This is a genomic window from Haladaptatus sp. SPP-AMP-3, from assembly GCF_049568665.1.
Taxonomy (GTDB): domain Archaea; phylum Halobacteriota; class Halobacteria; order Halobacteriales; family Haladaptataceae; genus Haladaptatus; species Haladaptatus paucihalophilus.
Genome location: NZ_CP145901.1, coordinates 360838 through 382592 on the forward strand (window position 1 = coordinate 360838; position 21755 = coordinate 382592).

Below are 21755 nucleotides of genomic sequence, written 5' to 3' on the forward strand. Positions count from 1 at the left end.
TCTGTGGATACCCCGAGTCGCGTTTGTAACCTTTAAGCAAGGCGGAACACCATGGTCCCGCATGCGAACCAGTATCGACGGTCCAATACTTCTCGTCTTCCCCGTCGAACATGTGTGATGACCGAACGCGGGTCGTTCGTCGCCACCTCGACGACGGGCTATCGATCGGCACGTTCGAGCGCGAGTCCCGTCCAACGGAGGAGGCGGCGACTCGATTCTTTCGGACCCTCTTCGTGCAAGTGCTCGATTTCGAAGCGACCCCCTCGTCGCCCGGCGAGACTCCGTGGGGGGACCTCCCGGTCAGCGATTGGTCGCGCGAATCGCGGGCGATGGCCGCCCGCGTGTTTGCGAAAGCCGGGCCGTTTCGGGTCGTCTACGTGGAACTGGAGGAACTCACACGGACCGCCGAGCGAAGCGTCGTCCGGGACATCGCCGATTCCGACCTGTCGGGTGCGTGGGGCGGTAGCGGTTCCTTCGTGGCCGTTTTTCACGCTCCGGGCGCCGACGTTTGGCATCTCGTGACGCCGTACGAGGACGGAATCGGTGACATCACCACCGGCCGACCCGCTCTCCGGCGGCACGTCCTCGGAGCGGGCGAAACGCATCGAACCGTCGCCAGCGCGCTGGGGGGGCTGAACGCGACCGCGGACGACCTCGACGACCGGATTCACGACGCATTCCGTCTCGAGCCGGTCACGCGGCGGTTCCACGAGGGGTACACGGAGATGTTCGATACCCTCCGCACCGAACTCCGGGAGAAGGGAGTGGCGGAGACCGCGGCCGACCGGAGTGCGCACCTCACGCTGAATCGGCTGTCGCTTCTCTACTTCCTGCAGAAAACGGGGCGACTCGGCGGGCGAACGGACTTCCTCCCGTGGTTTCTACGGCAGTACGAACGGTCCGACGATGTGGACTGCTTCCACGAAAAATGGCTTTCCGCGCTCTTCGGTCGCGTCGATCAACCCGACGGGACGCCCACCGATACGACTGCTTCCAACGATACCGCAGTATCGGATTCGACGGCACTTTTCGACTCCTCGGCACTTTCCGACTCCGCGCCGTTCCCCAACTCCTCGGCGTTCCCCGGTCCGGTCGCCGACGCTCTTTCCGAACGTCCGGAACTCGACGGCGGAATATTCCGACCGGATGTCGTCGAGACGAACGGCGCTTTCCTCTCGGACGCCACCTTGCGCTCCGTCGTCCGTGACTTCTTCGAGGGGTACTCCTTCACGCTCGCCGAGGAGCGACCGGACGACATCGACATCGCGGTCTCTCCTCGGATATTGGGGACGATTTACGAATCGTTCATCGCCGAGCGGGAACGCGGCGAGGCGGGTATCTTCTACACGCCACGTACCGAGGTGGACCTGCTGTGCCGGATGGCGCTGTACGAACAGTTCCGCGACCGACTCGACATCGACGAGGCGGACGCCGAACGGCGTCTGGTCGGGTTCGTCTTCGGCGACCCCATCGATTGGAACCCCGAACCCGCCGACCCGACCGATGAATTGGAGTCCGTCCTTCGCTCGCTCGACATCGTGGACCCCGCGTGTGGCGGGGGTGCGTTCCTCGTCGGGATGACGGAGATTCTAACCGAACTCTATCGGAAACTCGGCTACGCGGGGACGTACGGGTTGAAAAAGCGAGTCCTCTCCGAGAACGTCTCCGGCGTCGATATCAAACCGTGGGCGGTTCACGTCGCGGAGATGCGTCTCTGGCTCTCGTTGCTCCGCTCCGAAGACGGTTGCCCAACCGATACCCATCCCGGCGATACTCATCCCGATGCTCCCCGTCCGGATGAACAATCCCTCTTTCCCGACCTCTCGTTCGACCTGCTGGTCGGCGACACGCTGGTTCAGAACGCCAGCGCTGACGAGCACCTCCCCTTCGAGCAACTCCGTCACTGCGCCGATGAAGGGGACGATACGGGAGGGAAACTGGAGGGGGAACGCCGCGAGTTCGTGAACCGAAAGACCCGGTTTTTCGAGGGGGAACTCGACGACCCGACGCTCGTCGAAGCACAGCGAACGAATCTAGTCCTCGCCGCCCTGGAGCGGGCCATCGACCGGCAGTCGGCGTCCTCGACGGGTACGCCCACCACGCTCGACGGACTCGAACGGCTTCGGGAGCGGGTCGAATCGGACGACCGAGACGGGTTCGTCTGGGAACTCGATTTCCCGGCCGTGATGACGACCGGCGGGTTCGATATCGTCATCGGCAACCCGCCGTACGTTCGCCACGAAAACATCACCCCGCCGACCGCCCACCAGTCCGGTCCCGATGCGACGACCGACACAACGACCACCGCCACCGCGGCCACAGCTACCGATGCGTTCCGCACCGATGCGTCCCGCGAGTCGAAGTCGGCGTACAAACGAGCGCTCGGCGAGTTCGTCGAACGGCGGTTCGACATCGCACCGTACAAGACGAGCGACTTGTACCTGTACTTCTATTTCCGCTCGATGGACGTGCTTCGGGAGGGTGGCACGCTGTCGTTCGTCACCTCGAACGCGTGGTTGGACGTCGATTACGGCGTTCGATTACAGGAGTTTCTTCTCTCCGAGGGTGACGTCCGCTATCTCTTCGAGAGCCGCGCCCGGCGGACGTTCGAGGAAGCGGACGTCAACACCGCTCTCTCCGTCGTAAATCGGAATTCCTCCGACCGATTGTCGAACGACGTCGAGTTCGTGGCGGCGTACACGGGATACGACCGATTCGTCTCCGGGGATGTCCTTGAACCCGTCCTCGTCGGGTCTGGAACTGGCACTTCCCTCCCCTTCCGCGGAGAACGGTTGACGCTCAAAACCGGTGACGGGTGGCGGTCCATCGGCGTTCCCGAACCCACGCTGTGGCGGCTGGGCGGCGCGAGTATGACCACCGACGAGGACGACGGGTCGGTGCGGCCGCGGGGGGACTACCGTTCGGGCAAGTGGGGAAAATACACCAGAGCGCCGACGGTCTTCTTCGATATCGTGGGCAACGCGGACCCTGAACTTGTCCCGCTCGGCTCCCATTGTGCCGTCCAGCGGGGGACCCGAACCGGCGCGAACCAGTTCTTCTATCTTCCCAGCGACTACTACGACGCGCGTCCGGAGGGGGACTCCCTCGTCCTGACGGCCACCGGCGAGTGGCCCGACGGCGGCTACGCGACGGAACTGGAGATACCGCGGTCGTACTGGATGCACGAGACGGCGGACGGATGGGAGCCGAATCTCGTGTTGAAAACGCCGAAATCGTTCGAGACGCCGATGTTCGACCCCGAATCGCTCGAACCGGGTCGGGGGCTCCGATACGTCCTCCGCATCGACGAACCGCGGGACGAACTGGATGGAGACGTCGCCGAGTACGTCCGTTGGGGCGAGGAGTACGACCCGAGCCGGGACGATATCGGACGCAAACGCACGCCGTTCCCGTCCTCGGTTTCGGGCCGGGGTGTCGAGTGGTACGACCTCACCGAGGACCTCCAGCGTGGGGACGTGCTCCCGATGAAGAACATCGACCGCCGCCACGCCTACTGGTTTCCGACCCAACAACCGTGGATCGACAACCGCCTTCACGGAATCGAAGTTCCCGGCGGCGAACGGAACCGGCGGTTCGTCGCGGGACTGCTCAATTCGACGTACGGCGCGCTCGCCGCGGAGGTAAACGGCCGCGTGAATCTGGGACAGGGCGCGCTGGACATCGCGACCGACGACCACGGAAGGACGCCGATTCCGCGGTTGGATGTCGTCGACGAACGGTTGAAAGCCGATATAGCGACGCGGTTCGAGCAACTCGGTGCCCGTCCCATCGCGTCCATCTTCGACGAACTAGGAACCTCCAACCCGGAATCGGTATCGTTCGAGCGCGTCGCTCCCGACCGACTCGAACTCGACCGGTTGGTGGTCCGGGACCTCCTCGGACTCGACGAGGAGGTCCAGCTGGACCTCTATCGGGGCGTCCTCAAACTCACTCGACAGCGAGTCGAGAAGGCCGACAGCGTGTAAATCGACCCCTCTCGAACCCCGCATCGACTTCACGATGCAACCGAAAATACACCAAATAGGTTTCAAACGCATATCGGTGAACCCTCCACCGACCGGCATGATTCTCGAATTCGAGGGATGCACCAGAACGCCGATTTACCGTCCACCCGGTTATCGCCGTATGGACCGTTCGACTCGTCTCTCTCGACGGCGACTGCTTCGAGGGCTCGGGGCCTCCCCCGCGGTAGCGCTGGCGGGTTGTCTCGGCGGTCCGTCCGGCGACGAACCGGCGGACCCCGTTCCGAAACCGTACCGGACCGCGACGGCGCAGGGCGGAACCGCTCGGAACCCGGACGCGCTCCGCTCGAAAGGCGGCGTCAACTACCACGCCGCACGAGGGACCGCGACCTGTGCGAACTGCATTCACTACCTCCCCGACAAGAACGGCGACGACCTCGGCGCGTGCGCCATCGTCGAAGGGGATATCGCACCCGACGCGTGGTGTACGCTCTACGCCCGGTACGACGGTGACTGATGTCCGGTGCGACGGTACGACGGTGATTGACGGTTCCTCTTGCCGAACTGTCCGCGCCTATCGTGACCGCTCCGTGATTGTCCGGCCACGGTCGTCGAGCGGACGTGCAGAGTAAACGGACGACTGCACAAGACTATCCGCGAAAATCATCGATGTTCTTGCAAACGCTTCGCCTCGCTAGAAGAACCGTCCTCGATACTGTTTCGCGGTTTCGAGGGTGAACGCATCGAACCGAACGATATCGTCCGTCGAGAGGTCGTCGTAGCCCTCGACGTACGCGGTCGCGGCGCTCTCGGTCGAAAACGCGAGCGGGTTTTTCATCATCGGGTCGTCGACGTGTTCGGCGTTCATTTCGAGAACGAAGTACTCGTCGGCGACGCTGGCGAGTTCTTTCGACTCGTGGTCGTGAACCCACTTCGTCCCGATGTCGTCGGGGGACGCGTCGTCGTCGAACTGACTCGGCTTTTCGACGTAGGCGACCAAACACCCCGTCGAACAGAAGTGGACGTGCTCGCCGTCCGTCCGCTGCAACTGCGCGTTGTACTTCGGATACATCGCGACTTTCATGTTACAGACGGCGCATTTCTCGTCCTTCGCGGGCGTTTCGGGGGTTCCCTCGGCGGTGTCCTCGCGGGACGTTTCACCGTCCGTCGTCTCGTCGTCTCGTTCCGACTCTCCTTCCTCCGTTTCCGTTCCGTCCTCCGTTTCCGTTCCGTCCTCCGTTCGAGTCTCCCCGTCGTTCGTCGTACCCGTTTGACTCATCGTCGCCGCGACCGTTTCGCCGTCGTCAGCGCCCGGTCCGCCGCCGAGACATCCCGCGAGAGCGATTCCCGCGCCGAGCGCACCCGTTTTCAGCACCGTCCGACGGCCGAGTCTCCCTTCGGTCTCTGACTGGTCTGTTCGTACCATGGAGTAACGGTCCCAGTATATTTATTAGGTTATTCTGGTACGGCGGGCGAATCAGCCCGAACAGACGCTGAAAACGGCATGTACGCGATATCACTCGGTAGAAACATCGCGCTCGACTGTGTTCTTCGACCGTACGGACCACTGGTGGCGGTCGCGCGGTTCGAGATGTGTACCAGTCACGCTATACTGGTCGCCTGGGAAGTATCGATGTGTTTCGACGTGTGACGGTGCTCGGTGTCGCGTTCATCATCGCAACGACCGCCGTCGGGGTCGGCTCGTTCGCCGCCGATACGACGGCGACACCCGAACCGGTGGCGTTCCACGAAACGGTCTCGGCCGGTCTCTCGTCGACCGCCATCGAGGAGAGCCGCGAGCGGGACCTATTGGTGCCGCAGGTCGAGGTCTTCTACTCGGGCTACCGGTACGTTCTGGGATACTACGGCGTCTCGGCGTACGCGCGGGTATCCCGGCTTCCGGAGACGGCACAGCGGTACGGGACGCCCATCGCCGTCTACGTGAGCGACCTCTCGACGGTTTCGCTCCGCACGACCGAGGACGGCTATCTCGCGCACGACGGCACTCCCGACTGGGTTCGCGCCGACCGGGCGTTCTTCGTCCGCGACAGCGACGGCAGGACGATGGCCGGACCGGCCGTCCCCGCGTTCAGCGACCGAACCGACGCGGAACGGTTCGCGGCGGACCACGGCGGTCGCGTCGTTCGGTGGGAGACCGCCGTGGAGACGGTTGGGACGGCGGACGACCGCCGTGCGGGAGTGGACGCGTCGTCCAAGCGCGACGGGGCGGACCGGGACGTGCGAGCGACGGCGGCCTATCGGGACCGGCCGACGTCCGTCGTCGTCGGCCGCGACGCGCCGACAATCGCCGCGGCAATCGACCGAGCGCCCGCCGACACGACGGTGTTCGTTCCCCGCGGCACCTACGAGGGGAACGTGACCATCCGTAAACCCATCACGCTCCGAGGAGCGCCGGGTGCGACAGTCCGCGGTAACGACTCGACGGGTGTCGTTACCGTTCGTGCTGACCGCGCCGCGGTCGTCGGACTCTCCATCACCGGAACCGAGTCCGGGGCCGGGTCCGACTCGTCCGGGTGGGTCGGAAGCGGTCGCGGATGGGATTCGTGGGTGAAAAACGCCTACGCGGACAGCAGCGCGGCCATGCGGGTCGACGACGCCGACGCCGCGCTGGTCGCCGACGTGACGGTCACGACGCCGGATACCGGCGTCTTCGTCACGAACAGCACCGATACCGTCGTCACGAACCTCACGCTTCACGGGAGCGACGACCGGTACGAGGGCGGCATGGGCGTCATGTGGATGTACTCGAACGGGGTCGTCCAGAACTCGCGGTTTCTCGACGGCCGCGACAGCGTTGCAACCCACCGCGCGGACGGCCTCACCGTCAGGAACAACACCATGATCGGGGGACGCATCGGCGTTCACCTGATGTACACCTCCGGGACGCTCGTGGCGAACAACACCATGCGCGACCAGCGGCGCTCGGGAATCAGCGTGATGACGAAGCCGACGAACACCACGGTCGTCGATAACAGGGTGGCGGGAGCCGACATCGGAATTTCCGTCGCCGGGAGTCGAGCCTACGTCGCGCGCAACATCGTGGCGAACAACACGTACGGCTTCGAGGTGACGACCAGCCACTCGATTTACGAGGAGAACGTCGTCTACGGAAACCGAATCGGCGCGCAGGCGACCGACCTCCTCGCGTCGAACTCGGTTTCGAACAACGATTTCGTCTCAAACGAGCGCCACGCGGCGTCGACGTACAGCACGTTGCACGTCTGGACGTACGATGGCGTCGGTAACTACTGGAGCGGCGCTCCCGGCCGAACAGCGGGAGATCGCCTCGACCGCTCGTTTTCCCCGACGGACCCGGTCGGACGACGACTCGCCACTGTGCCCGCCGTTCGCGTGGTGGCGGAGTCACCGGGGTATCGATTGACGCGGTTCCTCCGCGGAACCGTCCCCGGGATGCGCACCGACGGCGTGGTGGACCGTCGTCCGCTCTCGAACCCGTCCAACCCCGACCGGATTTCCCGCGCCGAACAGTTCTCCGACCGAACCGTGGTTGCGCACGACTCAGCCAACCGAACCGCGATTGCATACGACTCATGACGACGCATCCCGACCTTCCGAACGCTGTCGAACAGTCCGCGACCGACGACGCTGGACCCCGCGAATCCACGGAACGCTCCGCGGTCACCGCCGCCGACGTCACGAAACGCTTCGGCGACGTCGCCGTGTTGTCCGGCGTTTCCCTCGCGGTGCCGATGGGAACCGTAACCGCGCTCATCGGGCCGAACGGGTCGGGGAAGACGACGCTGCTTCGCACCCTCTCCGGCCTCATCGAACCGACCGAAGGGGACATTACGCGTCCCGAGAACCGGGGACGGGCAATCGGCTACCTTCCACAGACGCCCTCGTTCCGGGGTCAACTGACGGTCGAGGAGACGGTCGCGGCGTACGCCGCCATCGTCGGCGAGGACGACGTGACATCGACGCTCGCTCGCGTCGGACTGGAATCCGCCCGCGACCGACGCGCGTCGAACCTCTCCGGCGGCATGACGCGGTTACTCGGAATCGCCACGGCGCTCCTCGGCTCGCCGCCGCTCGTCGTCCTCGACGAACCGACGAGCGGCCTCGACCCGTCCATGAGCGAGCGCGTCTTCGATATCGCGAACCGGGTCGCGGCGGACGGGACGGCCGTCCTGTTGAGTTCGCACGACCTCGAACTCGTGGCGGAACGGTCGGACCGCGTGGTGGCGCTCCGACGCGGAGAAGTGGCGACGAGCGGACGTATCGAGAGCGTCACCGACGACGAGGGGTCGCTCCGCACGCTGTTCGACGATCTCGTCGCGGACCACGAGGGTCGCGTCGCGGTTCGAAGCGCCGGAGGGAACGCGTGAGCGACGAGACAGCGACGGGCACGCAACGGCCGACGCGCGCCGACCGCGGCCTCGGACTCCGCGCCGCGGGGCCGGTCTTCCGCCGCGAACTGACGACCATCCGACGGAGCCGCGCCTATCTCGGGTTGGCGGGCGGGTTCGCGGTCGCCGTCATCGGACTCACGCTTCTGGGCGGCGGCGTCACGGTCGGGTACGTGCCCATGATAATCGACCTCCTGACCTACGTCGAGGTGTTGGTCCCGGTGGTCGCGTTCGCACTCGGCTACCGGGCCGTGCTCGACGACCGAATCAGCGGCGAACTCGCCGTACTGCGGACGTTTCCGCTACCGCGAGCTGCCTACGTCGTCGGCGTCGTGTCGGCGCGACTGTGCGCGCTGGTCGTGCTCCTCACCGTGCCGCTCGCGCTTGTCGGCGCGATAGCGTTCCTTCGGCCGGAACCCGCCGAATACCTGTTCGCCACGACGAACGGTGCCGATTCTCCCGTCCTCTACGTCCGGTTCGTCTCGCTGACGCTCCTCTACGGTATCGTGAACCTCGTGGGCGGTATCGCCGTCTCCGCGACCGCTCGCTCGGTTCGCACGGGCGTCGTCGTCGCCGTCATCTCGGTCGTGACGCTCTCCCTCGGTCTCGACCTACTCGTGCTCAGCGGACTCGCGGAGGGGATGCTCGGGGAACGAACGCTCGCGGCCGCCCTCGCGCTCGGTCCGGCCAGCGCGTATCGCGCGCTCGTGATGACGACCGTCATCGGTGCGACGACGAGCGGCGTGACGACGATTTCCCCCTTCTTTCCGACCGTGGCGCTTCTCGCGTGGGCAGCAGTTCTGCTCGCCGTCGCCATCCGTCGCGTTTGGTAGCGCCCCGCCGCACCGTTCAGCCTTTAGCGACCGATTTGTCCGATGAGCCGCGGCGTCACCGCGTCGTAGTCGATGACGTCACCGCCGTACTCGTCCGCGAACGCGTCGGCGTCCGCGCGCTCGCCGAACGGTAACAGGTCGTCGCCCATCGCACCGACGACATCGCTCCCGACGACGTAGACCAGTTCGCTGACGGGCGAGAACGCCTCTTCTTGGAGATGCGAGGAGATGAATCGGTCGCCGCCGTCGGAGAACACCTCGTAATCCACGGCCGAATAGTCCGTGATGAACCCCTCCCGTCGCGTCCAGTCGCGGTCGCTCGCTCGCATATCGTACTGAAATCCCTCCCACGCGCTGCAGAACCACGCGGGACCGTCGTGCTCGGGTCCCTCGTCCCGATAGAAGAACTGCGCTTTCGGGCCGGGATGTTGCTCCAGAATCATCCCGCAGGTCTCACACTGTTTCGTCCCCGTCAGCGCCATCGGCTCCACCGATTTCGCGTTTCCGCTCCCGAGACACCCGGCGAGGAGGGCGACGCCCGTCGTTCCGGCACCTACGAGGACCGCCCGCCGCGTCGGGGCGGGTCGAAGCTTCGTCATTATCTGTTCTACCTAGTCGTTCCCCAAATACGGTCTGGTAGGGTCCTCGAATTCCGGTCTCGGAGCGGTACGCGCCGTTTTCGCCCCATTTCGTTCGTTTAGCGCGGAGCGGTCCAGCGGCGACACCGCTCCAACGCGCGTCTCGAAACGCGGCGGCGATTCGCCGCGTCGAATCGTACCGGGATCGACAACGGATGATACGGCCCCGAGGACCCGCATTCGAGGCTCGCACCAGAACGGCCTTTTCCGACCCGCGGCGATAGCCGTCAATGACACACCTGACAGTCTCGCCCGTTTCGTCCGTCTTATCCGCCTCTCCTGCCCTGCCCAATCGGTACCGCGCCCGCTCCGCATCGCGCTCTCGACGTTGTTCGGTTCCGATCCGACGAACGCCCGAAGAGAAACCGAATACGGCCCGGAGGAATCCATGATGAGTAACCCTTCGAACGCGACGACGGTCGTGGCAGGGTTTATACACTATCGAAGCAAACTCGCCACGTAACGCCGCTGACTCCGTATGAATCTCGGTATCCCGACACTCGTCTTTGGCTCCCCGTGGATGCGAGCGCTCGCTCGTTCGACGAGCGGTGGCTTCGCCGACCCGGTTACGCCCTTGCATCTCGCTAGTACCACGACGGATATGACGTTCGCCTTCATCGTGCTCGGCGGCATCGCGTCGAGCGTGCTGGCTAGCGCCAGCGTGCTCGCCTTTTCACAGCGCCGCTCCCGACCCTATCTGTTCGTGTCGCTCGCGCTCGGGATGCTCGCGGCGAAGGCGTTCGTCGGCGGACTCACTGCCTTCGGGTTCGTGCCCGGGACGACCCATCACCTGATAGAGCACGCGCTCGATTTCGCCACGGCGCTGTTGCTCATCACGGCCGTGGTCTTCGCTCGGATGGAATCCGACGGCTTCGATGACCGCCCTCGACGCGAAGACGCCGACGACGACCGGGTAGACACCGACTTCTCGAACGGGTTCGAACAGTGACTTCGACGATTTCTCTCCGACCGCACCCCGGTCGCTCCGTGAGGTCCCATTTTTCGAGGCGCTCACCGCGACAGCACGCGGGAACATCGTGAGGTTTAGAAGTCTCGTCACCTGAGAAACGGGTAGGAACAGCGACACGGAACCACAGCTACACATGACGGAAACACGTACCCGAATCGAACTTCAGATCCGGCGAAACCCCGGCATTCACTTCAACGAACTCGTGCGGTCGGTCGATTTCGCTCCCGGTCAAATTCAGTATCACGTCCACCGGCTGCTCGACGACGATTCCATCGTCGAAGAGAAACTGTACGGCCGAACGCACTACTACTCGCCGTCGTTCGACCCGTGGGAACGGCGTCTCCTCGCGCTGTTCCGCCGGGAAACGTCGCGCGACATCATCGGGTACGTTCTCGAACACGAACCGACCGACCCGCAAACGGTCGCCGACGACCTCGGCATCGCCCGGAGCACGCTGGAGTGGCACCTGAGTCGCCTCGTCGAACAGGAAGTCATCGTCAAGGAACGAGACGGCCAAAACCGCGTGACGCTCGTGGTGAACTGCCCCGACCGGACGCGAACGCTCCTGAAGCAAATCGCGCCGTCGATTCCGGACCGGTTCATCGACCGGTTCACCCGACTCGTCGACAGCCTCCTCGCCGAATAGGCCGTGTCCGGTTCGTCCGTCGAAGCGGGAGAATCACCCCCTCTTCCGTCCCAAGTCCTGACCTCCTCTCTCTCCCGGGTTCCGACTTTTTTCCCCCGAGTCCCGACCTTTCCTCCCGTATCGACACCTCTTTCGATGTTCACACCAGAACCTACTTTCAACGCCACCGATAACCGACACCGTACTGGACGGAGACGCACATGAAACGAAAGCGACGGTCGAGCGCATTCTCGGCCACACGACAGTCTGAACCCCGAACGATACCATGAACGTCGAACGAACCCTCCGGAACCTCCTTTTCCTCGGTATCGGTTTGGAAGTCGCGGCGTCTCCGGTTGCGGCACACACCGGGACGACGCACGCGGCAACGCCCCACTGGATTCTCTTCTCCTTCTTCGTCGGGGGTATCTGCGTGATGGCCGGGGTCGCCGCGGCGATTCGGCGCGAACTCCTCTCGATACCGCTCGCTGGCGTCCTTCTGACGGCGAGCGCCGTCACCGCGGTCTTCGGCGGTATCGGCCTCGTCGAAACCCAAATCGTCGGTCGGGCGGCACCGCAGCTCATCGCCATCTATCCTGTTCTGAGCCTGTTCATCGGCGGCCTCCTCGCCGTGGGTGGCTTTCTCCTCGTGCTCACGAGGTACCCGACGAAACCGCAGTACGCCCTGCTTTGCATGGTGTTGGCGGGGTGGATACTCTACCCGACCGTCATGCCGGGACAGGGGTATTACAACCCGCTCGGGTACCTGCTCGTGCTCTCGCTTCCGGCGATAATCGCGTACATCGTTTGGACCGACGCGCGAGGCGTCCTCCAGAGCCTCCGCCTCCAGACGACGCCGAAGCTCGTCGGCATCGTCGCGGGGTTGTTGATGTGCGTCTTCTTCGCGTTCTCAGCCGGAACGATGAGTATCAAACCGGACTCCGGGATCAACGCGCCGACGAGCGCGTTCATCATCCCTTACGATGTCGCCAGTCCGCTCGTCGTCTGGCCCGCCGTGGAGTGGTACTTCCCGTCGATTCCGTTCACCGGCTATCTCTCCGTCGGCTCGTTCCTCTTGATGGCTATCCTTGGCGGCTTAACCGGCCTGAACGCGTCCATCGTGACCCAACAGTGGACCGGTTCGGAGTCGGTTTCCGCCACACCGCTGTTCTCCGGCTCGCTCGCCGCCTCCGGCGCGACCGCGTGCTGTTGCTGTGCGCCCGCATTCTACGGTGCCCTCAGCGTCCTGTTCGGGACCGCCGTGACTCCCGTCTACTGGTCGTTCATGATTCCGTCGTCGCCGGTCGGGTCCACGTTCTTCGCCGCGAGCGTGCTGTTGCTCCTCTGGAGCATCATTCGGGCGACCGGCGCGTCCGCGGGCGACGCGTGCGCCGTCGCGCCGTCGGAGTGAATCGGGAGTTGAGAATCCGGAATCGAGAATCGTGGACTTCCGTCGGCGACTGGGTGGTTGGGTCGGGTGCGGTCTTAGAGTTTTTCTCGAAGTCGCGTGAACAGTCGTTCTTCGCGATCCGCGAGCGCCGCCGCCTGCTCGCTGGCGTCCTCGAACAGCGCTCGCTGCGCTTCCTCTTCGACTTCGCTCGCCTCTTTGAGCGTGTCGCCGAGTTCGGTCCAGTCGTCCGCGACGGCGTGGAAGCGGTCGGGAATCTTTCCTTCGAGTTCGAGGTCGGATGCAACGTGGTCGAGGAAATCGGCGTACAACCGGCGGAACGCGCCGCCGCCCGTTCCTCGCCGCTCGATGTTCTGATAGGCGAATCGGGCGCACCAGCCCGAATCCTCCAACTCGGTCCACGAGGGGAGGTCCGCCGCGAACCGGCGAATTCCGTCGATGCCTTGCGAGTGCCAGCCGCCGTCCTCCGCAGAGAGCATGAGGTCTGCCGTCCGTCGAATCGCGTCCCGACTCGCGGTCGCGCGGTCGGTTTCGATGGTCGGGTCGGTCACGACGAGCCATCGGTTATCGAGCGGGCCGAAGCCGTGGTCGGAGTCCCACGCCTCCCGAAGGTGGGAGGCGGGCAATCGCTGTATCGCGTCGAACTCGCTGTCGGATAGGAGCACGTCGTCGCCGTCGGTGCCGACGCAGAGGAGGATGTGCGGGCCGAAGTGCGTGTCCGTCTCGAAGTAATCGAGGTAGTAGAGGTCGACGAACAGCATCACCGGAACGTCGTCCGCGAGAAATTCTTGAACGTCGCTCCACGCCGAATCCCACGGCCGTTCGCTGTCCTCCCGGTAGTCGATGCCGAGCGTCTCGAAGAACCCCGTTTCCAACTGCCCGTTGCGCCCCATGATGAGACGGCTCGCCGGGCCGCGCTCGTAGTATCCGAACCCGAGTCCGGAACCGAGGCCGAAACAGAGCGATTCGTCGAATCCCCACTCGTAGAAGTCCGATAGGTTTCGAAGCGACGCGGAGCCACAGTGCGCTCCGGGCGTGTGGACGTACTCGGAGAGGTGCATGCGTACTCGATGGACGCGGCGTGTAAAGTAGTGACCGTCTTCGTCCTTCGAATTGTCGCATTCAGAACCTTTGGACCAGTTATCGAGAATCTCGATGCTGGATGGCTGCGTCCGTCTTTTCCCATTACATCTCTCGTGTGTGGCTATTGCTGGTGGGCTCGACGTCGGATTGCTTATATCCTCGGAAAATATCTATATTGGAAACCTTAATTAAAAACTATTATCTTATTATAAATCTATAATGTATTTTAAATTGTGAACAATTAAGTGCTGTTATCTATATCTACGACTCGATGCAAAATAACAAGAACGGGGACGATGCGTTATGTAATCGAACACGGCGTTCGTTTCTACGTTTTACTGGTGCCGCAGCGACTACTTCTGCTTTTCTCGCAACCCAGGGGACTAGCGACGCTACGATTCGGACCGAATATACCATCCGCGAGGATACGCCGGACGAAACCGAGGTGTACATTACCGATACGCAGAAATCGGGACCGACGGCGGTCGTGGTGGGCGGCATACAGGGCAACGAACCCGCCGGTTACGAAGCGGCCGAGGACATCAAAACGTGGTCGATAGACCGAGGAACCCTTGTCACGATTCCGCGGGCCAATCCGGTTGCGATTCGACGCGATACCTACTTCAATGATAATGGTAACCTCAATCGGAAGTTCCCACCGGGACGGACGCCGACGACACCGCTCGCACGGACGATTTGGGGCGTCCTCACGTCGTACGACCCGGACGTGGTTATCAATCTCCACAGTTCGCAGGGCATCTTTCGGGAAGACGTCGGACCGGATGGCGTCGGCCAAGCCATCTACCCGACGACCGTTTCGGGTGCCGCCCGTGACGCGGTCCGCACGAAAGAGTACATGAATCGGTATCACCTCGACGACTCGTTCCCCGACCACTATCGGTTCAAGCGCGGTAATCTGATAGACGGGGACCGTCCGTTACTCATCCACAAGGTCGACGCCGACCTGAACGAGCCGGGATTCATCGTCGAGACGACCCGATACGGGACGGATCTGCAAACGCGGACTCGTTGGGAACTCAACATCGTTCGACATCTACTGGGACGACACGGAATCAACCGGACGTACGAAAATTAAAATCGGGATGGTTTCGGGTTGCAGAGTCGGTGAACATCGAACGGGAGTACATCGATGGTGTCGCGCGCCATCGATCCGCCTTCGTTCTTCGAATCTCTCACTCGTCCCGTCGTGACGTGACCTCCACTTCGATGCCGTTCGGTCGGTAAGCGTTCGCCGCGTAGCCGCCTTCGTTCCACGGGTAAACTTCCTCGGGAATCTCCGCCCAATCGTCGAGGACGGCGATGCGGGACGGCTGGGTCCGTCCCTCCTCGTCGGTCGCCCGCGAGAGCAACGTGACCGTCCCGTCGAACCCCGTCTTCGGTTCCCACGCGTAGCCGAACAAGCGCCACGCGCCGCTGTAGTCCGGGCCGTACAGGTCGGCGTCGTGCCACGTCTCGCCGTCGTCCGTCGATACCTCGACGCGGGACACCCTGTCGTCCCCCGCCCACGCCACGCCCCGAACCTCCACCCGTCCGTCCGCGTCGGGTGTGACCGGGCGTTCGCCGTCCGGTTCCCCGATAAGCGACATCACGTTCTCGTCGAACGTGTACGGATGAGTCACGTCGCCGACGAGTTGCTCCCACGTATCGGCCGTCGGAACTGTCTCCTCGATTTCCGGTTCGGCGTCCGCCGGATGGATGCGGTAGGCACCGTGTTGCCAGTAGGTGTACGTCCGCCCGTCGTCCTCCTCGGCGAACGTCGCGTCCGTGACCATCGTGTCCGTCACCCGGAGTTCCTCGACCCACTTGACGCTGTTCGTGCCGTACCATCCGGGCACGATGAGTCGGACTGGATACCCGTGTTCGACCGGGAGCGGTTCGCCGTTCATTTCGTACGCGAGAACGCAATCGTCGAGTGCCTTCGACAGCGGAATCGATTTCACGTACACGTCGTCGTCCGCTGGGATGTCCCCGCCGACGGCGGTGAGCCAGCGGTCCGAATCGTCGTTCACGTCCACGCCACTGTCTTCGAGTACCGCCCTCACCGGCGTTCCGCTCCACATCGCGGTCCCGACGGCGTCCCACGTCCACTGGACGCTCCCCGTCTCCGGGTCGTGTTGGCCGCGGTTGTTCCCCGCGCACTCCATCGTGTGCGCGACGGCGACCGTCGGATAGTCCTCCCGGAGCGCCTCCATCGAGAGCGATTCGCCGTCGTCAACGCCCGTCACCCGGACTCGCCACGTCTCCGCGTCGGCGTCCGGGATGTCGTTCCGATGGCAGACGAAGTGTTCCTCGACCGGCGTCAGCCAGTCCGCGAACGTCCCCCGACTCGCCGCGCCGACGACGGTGTACCGGTTCTCCTCGTCACGGGCCTCCCGCGTCCCGGGTTTCCGTTCGAGGATGCCGTTTATCTCTCCGTGCCGTGAATCCCGTCCAGTGCTCTCTCCCATGGGTGATATTCACAATCACGACGAGCAAAATCGTTCCGGCGTGATGCGCGAACAGGCCTTTCCTGCTCTCCTTCCGTATCGTATCCGCGAACAAATGTGGCGAATGTGGCGAATCGAGGTGAGTCCCCGGCTAAAGGCTCTGATGAGCGTCATTGCACCTTGATTTCGAAACGTTCCTCGGTATCGTCGTTTCTGTCCTTCCTTGTCGTAAATTACCTGAACCCTTCATTTCAATTGATTACCCCCTGTCGAACGGTACGTCCTCCGGACGTGATAGATATCGGCACATAACTAATTATTAAAATCCTTAATTTGTAACCCGATGTCAAACAACGAGAGAGGAGAGGATGCGGGAGTCGATAGAACACGGCGTTCGTTCCTTCGTCACGCCGGAGTCGCGGCTACTGCTTCGGCGTTTCTCGCAACGCAGGGGACGACTCGAGCCGCGACTCGGACCAGATACACTATCCGCGATGATACGCCGGACGAAACCGATGTCTACGTGACTGATACGCAGAAATCGGGACCGACGGCGGTCGTGGTAGGCGGCATACATGGTAACGAACCCGCCGGTTACGAAGCGGCCGAGGATATCAAAACGTGGTCGATAGACCAGGGAATGCTCGTTACGATTCCGCGGGCCAATCCGGTTGCGATTCGACGCGATACCTACTTCAATGATAATGGTAACCTCAATCGGAAGTTCCCACCGGGGGAAACGCCGACGACACCGCTCGCACGGACGATTTGGGGCGTTCTTACGTCGTACGACCCGGACGTGGTTATCAATCTCCACAGTTCGCGAGGCATCTATCGGGAAGACATCGGACCGGATGGCGTCGGCCAGGCCGTCTACCCGACGACCGTTTCGGGTGCCGCCCGTGACGCGGTCCGCACGAAAGAGTACATGAATCAGTATCACCTCGACGACTCGCTCCCCGATTACTATCGATTCAAGCGCGGTAATCTGATAGACGGGGACCGTCCGTTACTCATCCACAAGGTCGACGCCGACCTGAACGAGCCGGGATTCATCGTCGAGACGACCCGGTACGGGACGAGCCTCAAAACGCGGACTCGTTGGGAACTCAACATCGTTCGGCACTTGTTGCGACGACACGGAATCAACCGGACGTACGAAAATTAACGTCGAAGTCCGTACCGTGGGTGCCGAGTAGGCGGTCCCTGAACCGGTTTTCGTGACGACTCAGTGCCTGCACTTCTGCGAGCGCACGGAGCGTGACCCGTGAAACCGAAGCCCATCTCGGTTGGCAGGGACGAATAAAAATCGTTGGAGGAATCGAACCTCCGGTTTATCGGCGTCGAATCAGCAGTACATCGATTCGGCGACGTCGATGAGCGACGCCTTGGAGAGCGACCCGGTCACCGAGTAGCCGCTGTCGTCGTCCGACCACTGGAGCAGGCCCTGCTCGCCGACGGTGCTGTAGGTGGCGTCGTGTCCGGCGACCGAGACGGTCTGGTCCCCGCGAGACGGGCGCATCGCGGACGTCTGCGAGACGACCAGCGAGTCGGTTCCGTTCGAGTACAGCAGCGACGCCGACGCGTTGCCGTTCGAGGTCGTAACCGTCACGTTTTCGAGCGAGTAGTCGTCCGGAACGTCGGTCGGCTCGCGGATGGCGAAATCGACCGCCTCCTGTGCGTCAGCGACCGACGAGTACGTCGTGGTTTCCGGCAGCCCGACGTCGATGACCTTTGCGTCCTCCGGCGGAGTGTACGTGAACCGCTCGTCGGAAATCGACGCGTTGTACGACAGGTTCGAATACGTCATCGTCGTCGCGGTCGTATCGTTTCCGACGGATGTCTCCACGTGCGTCTTGACGGGGAACCAGTTCTCCTGGTCGAGCCAGACCGTCTGGTTCTGCATCAGGTTTCCGAAGGACTCGTTTTTCGGCTGGAGCGTCACCTTGTAGGTTTCGCGACCGGAGACCATCGCTTCCCCTTGGTACTCCGCGGTGAACGCGTCCGAGAACTGCTGGAACGCTTCAGTGAGGTTCTGAACGAGACCCGCGTTCTCGCCGCTGAGCCGCAGGTGACGGGCGGTGTTCCGCGTGTCGTTGTACATCCAGACGTCCGATCCGTTCGAGACCATCACGTCGCCCGCCGTGGGTCCGTCCGTGTACTCGTACCGGACGTGATTCGGCAGTCGCTGCCAGACGTCGGCGCGTACGGTCTGCGTGTCGTTCGCCCGCTCGGTTTCGACGGTCACCGTTCCGGTGACGCTGGTGACCGTGGTGTTGTTGCCGAGGGCGTGCTGTTCGATGGTCGATTCCGATGGCGTCGAGGTATCCTGTGCCTGGTCGGAACTCTTCATGCTCGCGTAGCCGCCGACCGAGGCGGCGACGACGAGCGCGAGGAGACCAAGTATCAGGAGGGACTTTCGTGTGACCATGCGACCGAAAATTACCACCGCCGTTTGATGAAATCTTTTATGAATTTCTGATAGATGTGATGAATTAGCACGGCGTTGAGATTTATCCGTCGGCCGGAGTCCGTGGAACCCGACTCTCTGAAGCGCGCTTACTGCACCGAAAATCCGCCGTCGACCACGAGGCCGTGGCCGTTCACGAACGAGGCTTCCTCGCTCGCGAGGAACAATACCGCGTCGGCAATCTCCTCCGGACGCGCGAGTCGGCCGAGCGGATACCGCTTCAGCAACTCCTCTTTCGCCTTCTCCGGGTCGGGTCGCGTCTCGAAGAACTCGCGCCCGAGTTCGGTGTCCGTGAACGCCGGGAGGACGGCGTTCGCGCGGACGCCCGCACGGCCCGCCTCGGCGGCGACGGCGCGGGTGAAGTTGAGCACGGCACCCTTCGTCAGCGAGTACACGGACTGCATCGGCAGTCCGTAGAAGGACGCCAGCGACCCGACGTTGACGATGTTCCCCGACCCTTGCTCTTTCAGGTGCGGGAGCGCGGCCTGACAGCCGTTCCAGACGCCGCGGACGTTCACGTCGAAGACCCCCTCGAAGACCGAATCCTGTACGTCCTCCACGTACGCTGGCGGGTGACCGACCCCCGCGTTGTTGACGAGCACGTCGAGTTCGTGCTCCGCGACCACGGCGTCCACGAGGTTCGAGAACGACTCGGCGTCCGTCACGTCGAGTTCGAAGAACTCCGCGTCGCCGCCGTCGTCCGCGATGTCCGCAACTGTCTCCGGTCCCGTCTCCTCGTTCACGTCGGTACAGACGACGAACGCACCCTCCCTCGCACACCGCTTGGCCGTCGCTTCGCCGATACCCTGTCCCGCACCCGTGACGAACACTGTTTTACCTTCGAGCCGCATACGCAACGACTGTCAGCTGAATACTTGATTCTTTTTATGGTTGGAAGAAAAAACCCGCGTCCAACCGTCCCGCATCGCTCGAACGGGTTCCTACAGTTCGAGGAGTTCGACCGCGTTCCCGTCAGGGTCCCGGAGGAAGCAAATCCGCGTCCCGCTGCCGGTCGTCTGCGGTTCGCTGACGGTTTCCACGTCATCGGGCAGGTTCGCGTACGCTTGCTCGATGTCGTCCGTCCGTAACCCGAGGTGTTTCGCACCGGTTTCGTACACGTCACGGGCGCGGCCGTCGTCGCCGCCGCCCGCGCGGTCCGCGCCACTCGTCTCGTCGCCGTCGTCCGAATTCCCCGTCTCGCCGTCAGCCTTCTCGTACTCGATGAGTTCGACGCGGGCCGTCTCGTCCCCGAGTTGGGCGAAGCGGCCGATTATGGAAGTTGCAAGGCTAAAACCCCGTCCTTTAGGGCGGGGATACAGCCGACAACTCCTACCCTATCCACCACCAATAGCAAGGTCGGATATTCAACGCTGCCGACACTATTAAGAGAACGAGCTTCATAACCAGTTATGAAGCCAGAAATGAGTCGAACCGTCCGAACCTTCGAGGCCACGATTGCGAACCAGCGACAGGTTCGTGACGACCTCGACCAACTCGGATGGGCCGCCTCAAAACTCTGGAACGTCGGTCGCTACTACACGCAAGAACAGTGGGACGAAACGGGCGAGATTCCCGATGACGGGGAACTCAAAGCCGAACTCAAAGGCCACGAACGCTACACGGACTTGCATTCGCAATCCAGTCAGCGCGTTCTCGAAGAACTCGCTGAAGCGTTCAACGGCTGGTTCGGCAAGCGTCGGAACGGCGACGACCGTGCCCGACCGCCCGGCTACCGCAAAAACGGAGACTCCCACCCGCGTTCAACCGTGTCGTTCAAAGTGGCTGGCTTCAAGCACGACGCACAGTTCACCCGTGTTCGCCTCTCGAAAGGTCGCAACCTCAAAGAACACCGCTCGGACTTCATCCTGTGCGAGTACCAGACGCGCCCGGATGTTGACCTGACCGAGTGGGACATTCAACAGGTTCGCGCCGTCTACAAACGCGACGAGTGGCGGTTACAATTCGTCTGTCGCACCACTATCGACCCGGAACCGCCGGGTGACGAGGTGGCTGGTGTTGACCTCGGAATTTGCAACTTTGCCGCTATCTCGTTTGGTGGTGAGTCGGTTTTGTATCCGGGTGGCGCACTCAAAGAAGACGAATACTACTTCACAAAGAAGAAAGCCAAGTGCGACGATTCGTCGTCCCGAGAGGCTACTCGTCTCGACCGGACACGGACGGGTCGTCGGACGCACTTCTTGCACGTACTCTCGAAAGCGATTGTTGAGGAGTGCGTCGAACGAGGTGTCGGTAGACTTGTCGTTGGCGACCTCGGCGGCCTCCGAGAAGACGATGAGAACGGCGACCCCCGGAATTGGGGCGATCACGGTAATCTCGACTTGCACGGGTGGGCGTTCGACCGCTTCACGACGCTACTCGACTATAAGGCAGAAGCCGAGGGTATCGACGTGGAGTTGGTGTCAGAACGCGATACGTCGAAGTCGTGTTCGTGTTGTGGTCACACGGACGATAACCAGCGGGTTGAACGCGGGTTGTACGTGTGTGAGACGTGCGATACGGTTGCGAACGCGGACGTGAACGGCGCGGAGAACATTCGGCAAAAGGTACTCCCGAGTCTCGCCATAGACGGCGGAGATAGGGATAACGGCTGGTTGGCACAGCCAGCGGTTCACCTGTTCGACCGTAGTGAGGGCTGTTTCGCCCCACGTGAACAGGTCGTGAACCGCGAACCGTAATATCCCAACGCGGTCGGGAATCCTCGCCCTTCAGGGCGGGGAGGATGTCAACGGTCCGCTCCCGATGGCCGTTGCGAGCGCGTCGTCGGAGAGCGTGTAACGGTCGAGCAGTTCCAGTCCGAGCACGTCGCTGTAGAATTCGACCGCGCGGTCGAGGTCCGAAACCGAGATTCCGTGGTGGTGCACGCTGGGGTGTGCCATACTTCCCCCTTCT

At 62.9% G+C, this 21755-nt stretch carries 19 protein-coding genes; 11 read left to right on the forward strand and 8 right to left on the reverse strand.

Going from position 1 to position 21755, the window contains the following annotated elements; all coding sequences use genetic code 11:
- Window positions 1-110 precede the first annotated feature (110 nt).
- Both V5735_RS21890 and V5735_RS21895 read left to right on the forward strand, forming a co-directional pair.
- On the forward strand, window positions 111-3986 hold the full coding sequence (locus V5735_RS21890) for an Eco57I restriction-modification methylase domain-containing protein (protein WP_423746773.1): 3876 nt from the start codon (window positions 111-113) through the stop codon (window positions 3984-3986).
- Window positions 3987-4146: 160 nt separating this feature from the next.
- Window positions 4147-4500: a high-potential iron-sulfur protein gene (locus tag V5735_RS21895; RefSeq protein WP_423746774.1), complete on the forward strand. Its 354-nt coding sequence runs from the start codon at window positions 4147-4149 to the stop codon at window positions 4498-4500.
- Window positions 4501-4677: 177 nt separating this feature from the next.
- On the opposite strand, the gene V5735_RS21900 is transcribed toward V5735_RS21895, so the two are convergent.
- Window positions 4678-5409: a nitrous oxide reductase accessory protein NosL gene (locus V5735_RS21900; RefSeq protein WP_423746775.1), complete on the reverse strand. Its 732-nt coding sequence runs from the start codon at window positions 5407-5409 to the stop codon at window positions 4678-4680.
- A gap of 209 nt (window positions 5410-5618) precedes the next feature.
- Here V5735_RS21900 and V5735_RS21905 point away from each other — a divergent pair, with 209 nt between their 5' ends.
- Genes V5735_RS21905 through V5735_RS21915 form a run of 3 tightly spaced genes read left to right on the forward strand, consistent with a single transcriptional unit; the run spans window position 5619 to window position 9204 of the window.
- A complete protein-coding gene (locus V5735_RS21905; RefSeq protein WP_423746776.1) occupies window positions 5619-7559 on the forward strand; it encodes a NosD domain-containing protein in 1941 nt (646 codons plus the stop codon).
- Complete coding sequence (locus V5735_RS21910; RefSeq protein ID WP_423746777.1) at window positions 7556-8350, forward strand: ABC transporter ATP-binding protein; 795 nt, start codon at window positions 7556-7558, stop codon at window positions 8348-8350. The genes V5735_RS21905 and V5735_RS21910 overlap by 4 nt, the downstream gene beginning before the upstream one ends.
- Window positions 8347-9204, forward strand: a complete 858-nt coding sequence (locus V5735_RS21915; protein ID WP_423746778.1) for an ABC transporter permease — start codon at window positions 8347-8349, stop codon at window positions 9202-9204. The genes V5735_RS21910 and V5735_RS21915 overlap by 4 nt, the downstream gene beginning before the upstream one ends.
- A gap of 23 nt (window positions 9205-9227) precedes the next feature.
- On the opposite strand, the gene V5735_RS21920 is transcribed toward V5735_RS21915, so the two are convergent.
- A complete protein-coding gene (locus tag V5735_RS21920; RefSeq protein WP_423746779.1) occupies window positions 9228-9803 on the reverse strand; it encodes a nitrous oxide reductase accessory protein NosL in 576 nt (191 codons plus the stop codon).
- Window positions 9804-10320: 517 nt separating this feature from the next.
- Here V5735_RS21920 and V5735_RS21925 point away from each other — a divergent pair.
- From V5735_RS21925 to V5735_RS21935, 3 genes are all read left to right on the forward strand, one after another.
- Window positions 10321-10791 (forward strand): DUF7471 family protein, encoded by a 471-nt coding sequence (locus V5735_RS21925; RefSeq protein ID WP_423746780.1) that lies wholly within the window; start codon window positions 10321-10323, stop codon window positions 10789-10791.
- Between the two features lie 154 nt (window positions 10792-10945).
- The gene (locus V5735_RS21930) at window positions 10946-11458 is read left to right on the forward strand and encodes a winged helix-turn-helix transcriptional regulator (RefSeq protein ID WP_423746781.1); all 513 of its coding nucleotides are present in this window, start codon (window positions 10946-10948) and stop codon (window positions 11456-11458) included.
- 265 nt (window positions 11459-11723) lie between these two features.
- On the forward strand, window positions 11724-12848 hold the full coding sequence (locus V5735_RS21935; protein ID WP_423746782.1) for a hypothetical protein: 1125 nt from the start codon (window positions 11724-11726) through the stop codon (window positions 12846-12848).
- 74 nt (window positions 12849-12922) lie between these two features.
- On the opposite strand, the gene V5735_RS21940 is transcribed toward V5735_RS21935, so the two are convergent.
- Window positions 12923-13906 carry a BtrH N-terminal domain-containing protein gene (locus V5735_RS21940; RefSeq protein ID WP_423746783.1) on the reverse strand — a complete coding sequence of 328 codons (984 nt, stop codon included), beginning with the start codon at window positions 13904-13906 and terminating at the stop codon, window positions 12923-12925.
- 467 nt (window positions 13907-14373) lie between these two features.
- On the opposite strand from V5735_RS21940, the gene V5735_RS21945 reads away from it, so the two are divergent.
- The gene (locus V5735_RS21945; RefSeq protein WP_423746784.1) at window positions 14374-15024 is read left to right on the forward strand and encodes a M99 family carboxypeptidase catalytic domain-containing protein; all 651 of its coding nucleotides are present in this window, start codon (window positions 14374-14376) and stop codon (window positions 15022-15024) included.
- 97 nt (window positions 15025-15121) lie between these two features.
- On the opposite strand, the gene V5735_RS21950 is transcribed toward V5735_RS21945, so the two are convergent.
- Window positions 15122-16396 carry a sulfite oxidase gene (locus V5735_RS21950; protein ID WP_423746785.1) on the reverse strand — a complete coding sequence of 425 codons (1275 nt, stop codon included), beginning with the start codon at window positions 16394-16396 and terminating at the stop codon, window positions 15122-15124.
- 502 nt (window positions 16397-16898) lie between these two features.
- Between V5735_RS21950 and V5735_RS21955 the strand changes: the two genes are divergently transcribed.
- A complete protein-coding gene (locus V5735_RS21955; RefSeq protein WP_423746786.1) occupies window positions 16899-17543 on the forward strand; it encodes a M99 family carboxypeptidase catalytic domain-containing protein in 645 nt (214 codons plus the stop codon).
- Window positions 17544-17723: 180 nt separating this feature from the next.
- Here V5735_RS21955 and V5735_RS21960 read toward each other — a convergent pair whose 3' ends face one another.
- The 3 genes from V5735_RS21960 to V5735_RS21970 form a co-directional block, all read right to left on the reverse strand.
- Entirely contained in the window at window positions 17724-18806 is a 1083-nt protein-coding gene (locus V5735_RS21960) for an outer membrane lipoprotein-sorting protein (protein WP_423746787.1), read from the reverse strand.
- Between the two features lie 128 nt (window positions 18807-18934).
- The gene (locus tag V5735_RS21965; protein WP_423746788.1) at window positions 18935-19696 is read right to left on the reverse strand and encodes an SDR family NAD(P)-dependent oxidoreductase; all 762 of its coding nucleotides are present in this window, start codon (window positions 19694-19696) and stop codon (window positions 18935-18937) included.
- A gap of 90 nt (window positions 19697-19786) precedes the next feature.
- Entirely contained in the window at window positions 19787-20164 is a 378-nt protein-coding gene (locus tag V5735_RS21970; RefSeq protein ID WP_423747227.1) for a VOC family protein, read from the reverse strand.
- 102 nt (window positions 20165-20266) lie between these two features.
- Between V5735_RS21970 and V5735_RS21975 the strand changes: the two genes are divergently transcribed.
- Window positions 20267-21541 carry an RNA-guided endonuclease InsQ/TnpB family protein gene (locus V5735_RS21975; protein ID WP_423747228.1) on the forward strand — a complete coding sequence of 425 codons (1275 nt, stop codon included), beginning with the start codon at window positions 20267-20269 and terminating at the stop codon, window positions 21539-21541.
- Between the two features lie 30 nt (window positions 21542-21571).
- Here V5735_RS21975 and V5735_RS21980 read toward each other — a convergent pair whose 3' ends face one another.
- Entirely contained in the window at window positions 21572-21742 is a 171-nt protein-coding gene (locus tag V5735_RS21980; RefSeq protein ID WP_007982994.1) for a VOC family protein, read from the reverse strand.
- Between the last annotated feature and the right edge of the window lie 13 nt (window positions 21743-21755).